The sequence below is a fragment of the Massilia phosphatilytica genome (genome assembly GCF_977014125.1).
Genome location: NZ_CDRNIL010000086.1, coordinates 1 through 2,111 on the forward strand (window position 1 = coordinate 1; position 2,111 = coordinate 2,111).

The window sequence follows — 2,111 nt, forward strand, 5'->3', positions numbered from 1 at the left end:
GTTTCGCCAAGGTTAAAAACCAGGAGTCAGTTGGATGATCCAGCACCTCCCGGGCGATTTCCGGCCAGGGTCAAGAAGGCGCGCCAGAATTTTCGCTTCAATACGCCGGTGGCCGCGATCGGCGTGCGCGGGACCCACTTCACCGGCATGATCAGCAGACCACGCGCGTGACCGTGCTGTCCGGCGGCGTGGTGATGAGCGGTTTCGGCGCCAACTGTTCCGTGGTGGGCACCGGGCCTTGCGAAGGGCGCAGCGCGCGGGAGCTGTTTGCCGGCCAGGCGGGACTGTTGCTGGAGGTGGAGCGCGGCACCAGCGTGCCGCAACTGTTGCAGAACCCGGCACTGGCACCGGACCAGACGGAGAAGCCGCGCAGCGATGAGCCGGCGGCCAAGCAGGCGCTGTCGACGGCGCCGACGGCCCAGGTCAACCTCGATCCGCAGCGTGCGGAACAATCGCTGAACAGCGTCAAGCCCATCGCGCCGCCGGACCCTGACCGGTCCCGATCCGGTCATCACGCCACCGCCCATCGTGATCACCGATCCCGTGCCGTCGAAACCGACGCAGCCTTCGGCACCCGAGATTTTCTGGGCCGCTGGCAGGCGCCTGGCCGGCCTGCCGGCGCAACCGGGACGCATTGGCGATCCGGATGTGGAAGTCGCGACGTATTACGCGCCATATGCCATTACCCGATTGAAGAATTCGGCACTCGTGATGCCGAGCGACGGCACGGCCGCATTCAAATTGACGAGTGGGGAAGCGATCATGACAAATGCGTTGGGCGACCGTCCCGCCGATATCCAGTCCGGACAACTGAGCATGGATTTCTCGAAAGAGACATTTGCCACGTCATTGAGCGTGACAGCGGGTCTCGATCGGGGGGCGAACTGCGAAGTATATTGCCAGACCACCAAAGCGGTGTTGTGATGGCCGTCACAAAGCAACGAATTTTTACCTTATTCCTACAATTTTTTTACATGTTGGATCAAATATTCACGCATTTCCACGCATTTTCTTCGAATACATTAACGGCCCCATAACGTTGCACCGCTGACGGTAATGCCGGGGTGGCTGAATTCTTGAAAATATAACCAGCCTGCTCCGCATTCGACCCACCGAGATAACCGCGGATAATCGTCGGCGAACCCATGCTTTCATACAGCATGCCCTTGTCGGTAATAATGCCGTTGCCGACGACTTCCGCCCGATCGAGACCCGCTGTCACGCTCAATGACGTGGCAAATGTCTTTTTCGAGAAATCCATGCTCAGTTGTCCGGACTGGATATCGGCGGGACGGTCGCCCAACGCATTTGTCATGATCGCTTCCCCACTCGTCAATTTGAATGCGGCCGTGCCGTCGCTCGGCATCACGAGTGCCGAATTCTTCAATCGGGTAATGGCATATGGCGCGTAATACGTCGCGACTTCCACATCCGGATCGCCAATGCGTCCCGGTTGCGCCGGCAGGCCGGCCAGCGCCTGCCAGCGGCCCCAGAAAATCTCGGGTGCCGAAGGCTGCGTCGGTTTCGACGGCACGGGATCGGTGATCACGATGGGCGGTGGCGTGATGACCGGATCGGGATTGGTCGGGTCCGGCGGCGCGATGGGCTTGACGCTGTTCAGCGATTGTTCCGCACGCTGCGGATCGAGGTTGACCTGGGCCGTCGGCGCCGTCGACAGCGCCTGCTTGGCCGCCGGCTTCATCGCTGCGCGGCTTCTCCGTCTGGTCCGGTGCCAGTGCCGGGTTCTGCAACAGTTGCGGCACGCTGGTGCCGCGCTCCACCTGCAGCAACAGTCCCGCCTGGCCGGCAAACAGCTCCCGCGCGCTGCGCCCTTCGCAAGGCCCGGTGCCCGCCGCCGAACAGTTGGCGCCGAAACCGCTCATCACCACGCCGCCGGACAGCACGGTCACGCGCGTGGTCTGCTGGTCGGTATATACCGTGAAGTCGGTACCGCGCACGCCGATCGCGGCCACCGGCGTATTGAAGCGAAAATTCTGGCGCGCCTTCTTGACGCCCTGGCCGGAAATCGCCCGGGAGGTGCTGGATCATCCAACTAACTCCTCCGTTTTAACCTTAGCAATACGTAACTGGTCCAGTAATGTTACATAACA

Annotated in this window: 3 protein-coding genes; 1 reads left to right on the forward strand and 2 read right to left on the reverse strand. The window is 61.5% G+C overall.

Translation table 11 applies throughout. From position 1 onward, the window contains the following. Positions 1 to 151 precede the first annotated feature (151 nt). Positions 152 to 475, reverse strand: a complete 324-nt coding sequence (locus ACWNCF_RS02995) for a hypothetical protein (RefSeq protein WP_449405960.1) — start codon at positions 473 to 475, stop codon at positions 152 to 154. Positions 476 to 528: 53 nt separating this feature from the next. On the opposite strand from ACWNCF_RS02995, the gene ACWNCF_RS03000 reads away from it, so the two are divergent. Continuing rightward, the gene (locus ACWNCF_RS03000; protein WP_449405961.1) at positions 529 to 924 is read left to right on the forward strand and encodes a hypothetical protein; all 396 of its coding nucleotides are present in this window, start codon (positions 529 to 531) and stop codon (positions 922 to 924) included. 58 nt (positions 925 to 982) lie between these two features. Here the strand turns inward: ACWNCF_RS03000 and ACWNCF_RS03005 are convergent, their stop codons facing one another. Beyond that, positions 983 to 1,702 carry a hypothetical protein gene (locus ACWNCF_RS03005; RefSeq protein WP_449405962.1) on the reverse strand — a complete coding sequence of 240 codons (720 nt, stop codon included), beginning with the start codon at positions 1,700 to 1,702 and terminating at the stop codon, positions 983 to 985. Positions 1,703 to 2,111 lie beyond the last annotated feature (409 nt).

Coding starts and splice junctions, on each gene's coding strand:
- ACWNCF_RS02995 (WP_449405960.1), bottom strand. CDS start 475: ATGGGCTTGACGCTGTTCAGCGATTGTTCCGCACGCTGCGGATCGAGG.
- ACWNCF_RS03005 (WP_449405962.1), bottom strand. CDS start 1,702: ATGAAGCCGGCGGCCAAGCAGGCGCTGTCGACGGCGCCGACGGCCCAG.